The sequence below is a fragment of the Streptomyces mayonensis genome (assembly GCF_018982965.1).
Classification (GTDB): Bacteria; Actinomycetota; Actinomycetes; order Streptomycetales; family Streptomycetaceae; genus Streptomyces; species Streptomyces mayonensis.
The window spans coordinates 1-5,082 of the sequence record NZ_JACBYP010000216.1; the positions used below are offsets into that span (position 1 = coordinate 1).

The following is a 5,082-nucleotide window of genomic DNA, read 5'->3' on the forward strand; positions in this document are numbered from 1 at the left end:
GAGTGGGTCCGCCGGAGGGGGTGGGGCGGGTCATGGCAGTTCCTTCAGGCCGAGGTCCGTCAACAGGTCGCGGGCGAGGGTGAGCTCGGCGGCGATGCCGTCGGTGAGCTGGCCGCGGGCGCGGGGCCGCAGCTCGGGCGGGAGAGCCTGCCAGGTGTAGGTCTCGACCTCGAGGTGGCGGGTCAGGGGGTGCGGGCCGCCCACGAGCCGGGTCAGCACGGCCTTGAGTACGGGGAGAGTGGAGGTGAGGGGCGCGGCGGGGGCCGCGTGCAGCGGGACGTGGAAGTGGGAGCGCCAGGGTGCGGTGTCCGGCAGGGGGGCGCCGTCCGCGAGGGCCTCGTCGAGGTCGTCGGTGCCCTGCCGGCCGCCGGACGGGGTGGTGGTGCGGGTCTGATGCAGGAAGCGCGGCTCGGCGAAGGCGGCGAGCGCCTCTCGGACCGCGGGTTCGGCGGGCTGTTCGGCGTGCAGGGCGGCGGACAGCTGGGACTTGACGACGGGTACGCGGGCGGCCGTGAGGGCGTCCAGAGCGGTGTGCGGGTCTTCGAAGGAGGTGGCGAGGTGGCAGGTGTCGACGCAGATGCCGACGCGGTCGTGGCCGATCGCGGTCAGCGGGGCGATGGCGTCGTGGGTGGTCTCGACGACGCAGCCCGGTTCGGGTTCCAGGCCGATGCGGATGGAGCGGCCGGTCAGTTCGTGGAGGGCGTCGAGGCGTTCGGCGAGGGTGACCAGGGCGGCGCGTGCCTTGTCGGCGCGGGTCTCGTCGTAGGCCGTGCGCCAGGCGAGCGGCAGGGTGGAGATGGTGCCGTCGGTGACGTCGTCGGGCAGCAGGCCGGCGAGCAGCCGGGCCAGGGAGGTGGTGTGCTCGAGGCGTTCGGGATCGGCCCAGTCGGGTTTGTAGACGCGGTACTTGACCTCTTCGGCGCCGAAGCCCTCGTAGGGGAAGCCGTTGAGGGTGACGACCTCCAGGCCGCGCCGGTCGAGTTCGGTGCGCAGTCCGCGCAGGGCCGCGGGGTCGGTGACCAGGGCGTGGGCGGCGTCGCGGGCGAGCCACAGCCCGATGCCGAGCCGGTCGCGGCCCAGGCGGCGGCGGACCGGCTCGCAGTGGTCGCGGAGCTGGGCGAGGACGCCGTCGAGGGTTTCGGCGGGGTGGACGTTGGTGCAGTAGGCGAGGTGGACGGTGGAGCCGTCGGGGTGCCGGAAGCGCATGGCTCACTCCCCGCCGCGCAGGATGGAGTTGCCCTCGTGGGTGGCGTCGCCCGAGGCCACGTCGAGTTCGAGGCGCCCGCTGAGGCCGTAGAAGGCGACGGGATTGCGCCACAGCACCCGGTCGACGTCGTCCTCGGTGAAGCCCTCTGCGAGCATCAGGTCGCCGACCTTGCGGGTCTTGAGCGGATCGCTTCTGCCCCAGTCGGCGGCGGAGTTCACGAGTACCTGCTCCGGGCCGTACTCGCGCAGCAGGGCGACCATCCGGGCCTCGTCCATCTTGGTGTCCGGGTAGACGGAGAAGCCGAGCCAGGCGCCGCTGTCCTTGGCCTCCTTGACGGTGGTCTCGTTGAGGTGGTCGACCAGCACCCGGTCCGTGGGCAGGGCGGACTCGCGGACCGCGTCGAGGGTGCGGCGCAGGCCGGCGAGCTTGTCGCGGTGCGGGGTGTGGACGAGGGCGGGCAGGCCGTGGTCGGCGGCGAGCTGGAGATGGGTGGCCAGGGCGGTGTCCTCGGCGGGTGTCATCGCGTCGTAGCCGATCTCACCGACCGCCACCACCCGGTCCTTGACGAGGTAGCGGGGCAGTTCGTCGAGGACGGGCAGGCACCGGGGGTCGTTCGCCTCCTTCGGGTTGAGGGCGATCGTGCAGTGGTGGGCGATGCCGTACTGGGCGGCGCGGAAGGGCTCCCAGCCGAGCAGGGCGTCGAAGTAGTCACGGAAGGAGGCGGGCGAGGTGCGCGGCTGGCCCAGCCAGAAGGAGGGCTCGACGAGGGCGCGGACACCGGCCGCGTACATGGCCTCGTAGTCGTCGGTGGTGCGGGAGGTCATGTGGATGTGGGGGTCGAAGATGCGCATCAGGACTCCTTGCCGTGGGGGTCGGCGGTGCCGGGCGCGGGAGGCGCTGACTCGGTCAGGGCCAGGACGCGGTGCAGGTCCTCGGGGACGGTGCGGCCCGCGGCGGTGCGTTCGGCGGCGTAGTCGGCGAGCATGCGGGCGAGTTCGTCGTCGCCGTGGGCCCGGCGGGCGAGGTCCGCCACGCTGTCGACGGGGACACCGGTGAACAGGCACTTGAGGACGGCGTGCCGCCACTGGTGGGCGTCGAGGTGGCGGGCGGCGTACGGGCCGAGGGCGGCGGCGACGAGCCGGGTGTCGTTGGTGCGCAGGGCGTCCTCGACCAGCGGCAGGGCGTCCGGTCCCGGCACGAGGTGGGGCAGCGCGTGCAGGACGGCACGGCGTTCGTCAGCGGTGCCCTGGGAGTACACCCGGGTCAGGGCCTCCCGGTCGGCGCGCGCGGCGTGCAGGACGAGGACGCGGGCGGCGTCGGCGTGGGCGGGCCCGCAGCGGCGGCCGGCCTCGGCGAGGCGCAGCTCCCAGACGGAGATGGGCCCGTGGGTGCCGGGGTGGGCGGCGGCCTCGTCCAGGGCCTGGTCCAGCCAGGCGCGGGCGGCCGGGCCGAGTCGGGCGGCGAGGACGGAGCGCAGGTCGGCCGGCGGGATCCGGGCGGGGGTGGTGCCCTGGGGTTCCGGCCCGGCGGGGGTGCCGTCCGCGTCCTGGGTGCGGGTGACGTGGGCGGCGTGTGGCTGCGTCATGGTGGCTCCCTTCAGTGGGTGGCGGAGGGCTCGCCCGGGCGGTCGGTACGGAGGGCCGCCGCCGCGGCCCGGCGCAGGAACGGGAGGGAGTGTGCGGCGAACTGGGGTCCGGCGTGGGAGTGGCGGGGCAGTTCGACGACGGTCAGGCCCTGGTAGCCGGTGGCGGCGAGGGCTTCGAGCACGGGCGGGAAGTCGATCTCGCCGTCACCGAAGGGGAGGTGTTCGTGGACGCCGCGGCGCATGTCCTCGATCTGCACGTAACGCAGCCAGGGAGCGGCGGCGCGTACGCAGTCGGCGGGAGGGAGCGGTTCGAGGCACTGGCAGTGGCCGATGTCCAGGGTGAGACCGAGGTGTCCGGGGTCGCCGAGGGCACGGCGCAGGGTGTGGAAGTCGGCGAGGGTGGACAGGAGGTGGCCCGGTTCGGGCTCCACGGCGAGGGGGACGCCCTCGGTGGCGGCGGCGTCGAGCACGGGAGCGAGGGTCTCGGCCAGGCGCTTCCAGGCCGTCTCCTCGTCCGTGCCCTCCGGGGTGACGCCGCTGAAGCAGTGCACGGCGTGGGCCCCGAGGTCGGCGGCGACGCGCACGGCGCGCACGAGGAGGTCGGCGCGGCGGGCGCGGTCGTCCGGGTCCGGGTCGAGCAGGGAGGGGCCGTGCTTGCGGCGCGGGTCGAGCACGTAGCGGGCGCCGGTCTCCACGGTGACGCCCAGCCCGAGGGCGTCCAGCCGCCGGGCGACGTGGCGGGTGCGGGCGGTCAGGTCGGCGGCGAGTGGGTCGAGGTGCATGTGGTCGAGGGTCAGGCCGACGCCGTCGTAGCCCAGGTCGGCGAGGAGACCGAGGGCGTCGTCGAGCCGGAGGTCGGCGAGGCCGTTGGTGCCGTAGCCGAAGCGGACCGGGGCCGGGCGGGCGCCGTCGCCGGGGCCTGTCGGCAGGTGCCGGGGCGCGGTCCCCCCGCCGGGACGCGAGTAGGTGCCGCGGGGGGTGGGCCCGGCCGGGTTCCCGTCGGGCTGCGCCATGCGGCCGGGGGGCTCGGGTGCCCCCGGCGCGGTTCCGTTGCCCCCGGGGGCCGTGCCGGCGGGCGCAGCCCTGCTGCCGGCGGGCGACGCCGGTCCCGGGTCGGCGTCCCCGGACGGCCGCTCGTCCGAGGGCCACGAAGGGCCGGTCGCGGCGGGCTCGGGCTCGGGGACGTGCGCGTGACCGGTATGGCCCGGGTCCGTATCCGGCCCCGGAACCGGGACCGGGACCGGGACCGGGACCGGGACCGGGACCGCACCCGCGCCCGCGGTTGCGCCTTCAGGGGTGGCTTCGTGTGTCTTGCGGTGCGGGGTGGCGCTCACGTGATGCTCACCTTCCTCATGGCGGCCCTCCGCGCGAACCGGCGGCCCGCCGGGGCGAGGACGGCGACCAGGAGGGACGTCGCGGTCGCGCCCGAGCGGGCGGCGAGTGCGGCCTGGAGCGGGATGGTGGCCCGGATGCCGCCGCCCACGGCGCGCTGGGTGAGCGGGGGCGACGGGTTGAGTGCGGCGTGGAAGTAGGGGCGGGCCGCCGTGGCGGCGTACGCGGCGCCCAGTGCGGCCGTGAGGGCGCGGGTGGGGCCCGGCAGGCCGGGGGCGGCTGCTGCCCGCCGGCCTGCCGGGAGTCGGGTGCGGCGGCGGGCGACCAGGCCGGTCAGCGTCCCCGTCGTCGCGAGGGCCGCCAGCGGGGCCAGGACCGAACCGCCGGTGGTCTCCCGGCGGGAGACGGCCGTCACCGCGAGGGTGTGGCTGCCGAGCAGCGCGGCGGAGGGCAGCGCCGACCGGGTGCCGCCGGTGGTGGCGGCCGCGCCCAGCAGGAGGTCGAGTCCGCGGGCGGCGGCCATGGCGGCCGGACCGGCGGGCGTGTGCTTCAGCGCGAGGTCGTAGGCCCAGACGGTGGCCGCCAGTGGCGCGGCGACCGCGAGCGCGGGCCGGCCCGCGCCGGCCGCCAGCGCCAGTCCCGCGCCGGTGAGCGCACCGGCGGCGGTGAGAGCGGCCGCCGGGCGGATGCGGCCGGACGGCAGCGGGCGGTGCGGGCGTTCCGCGGCGTCCTCGGCGCGGTCCGCCCAGTCGTTGAGGGCCATGCCGGCCTCGTACAGGCAGAGGGAGGAGCCGATGGCGAGGAGGGTGCGGGGGCCCGGGCGGGCACCGGCCGCCGCCGCGCCGGCCAGGGCGTCGCCGGGGACGGTGAACAGGGCGGGCAGGCGGAGGAGTTCGGCCCAGGCACCCGCGCGGGAGGTGCGGGTACCGGGCGGGCGGGGCCCGGTGCCGCCGGAGGG

The 5,082-nt window shown here is 76.6% G+C and carries 5 protein-coding genes; all 5 read right to left on the reverse strand.

Features of this window, described 5'->3' with window-relative positions:
- Nucleotides 1-30: 30 nt before the first annotated feature.
- Nucleotides 31-1,206: a metabolite traffic protein EboE gene (gene eboE / locus HZS56_RS37075; RefSeq protein WP_216725205.1), complete on the reverse strand. Its 1,176-nt coding sequence runs from the start codon at nucleotides 1,204-1,206 to the stop codon at nucleotides 31-33.
- Between the two features lie 3 nt (nucleotides 1,207-1,209).
- Complete coding sequence (locus tag HZS56_RS37080; protein WP_216725206.1) at nucleotides 1,210-2,058, reverse strand: TatD family hydrolase; 849 nt, start codon at nucleotides 2,056-2,058, stop codon at nucleotides 1,210-1,212.
- Nucleotides 2,058-2,792 (reverse strand): EboA domain-containing protein, encoded by a 735-nt coding sequence (locus tag HZS56_RS37085; protein WP_216725207.1) that lies wholly within the window; start codon nucleotides 2,790-2,792, stop codon nucleotides 2,058-2,060. Before HZS56_RS37085 ends, HZS56_RS37080 begins: the two co-directional genes overlap by 1 nt.
- Before the next feature lie 11 nt (nucleotides 2,793-2,803).
- Nucleotides 2,804-3,805, reverse strand: coding sequence for a sugar phosphate isomerase/epimerase family protein (locus HZS56_RS37090; protein ID WP_253915512.1), 1,002 nt, complete (start codon nucleotides 3,803-3,805; stop codon nucleotides 2,804-2,806).
- A 317-nt stretch (nucleotides 3,806-4,122) separates the two neighbouring features.
- Nucleotides 4,123-5,082 (reverse strand): SCO3242 family prenyltransferase (locus HZS56_RS37095; protein WP_308408245.1); only part of this gene is annotated, 960 nt, incomplete at its 5' end.

Excerpts from the sequence above, each read along its gene's own strand:
- HZS56_RS37080 (WP_216725206.1), bottom strand. The coding sequence starts at position 2,058 with ATGCGCATCTTCGACCCCCACATCCACATGACCTCCCGCACCACCGAC.
- HZS56_RS37085 (WP_216725207.1), bottom strand. The coding sequence starts at position 2,792 with ATGACGCAGCCACACGCCGCCCACGTCACCCGCACCCAGGACGCGGAC.
- eboE (WP_216725205.1), bottom strand. The coding sequence starts at position 1,206 with ATGCGCTTCCGGCACCCCGACGGCTCCACCGTCCACCTCGCCTACTGC.
- HZS56_RS37090 (WP_253915512.1), bottom strand. The coding sequence starts at position 3,805 with ATGGCGCAGCCCGACGGGAACCCGGCCGGGCCCACCCCCCGCGGCACC.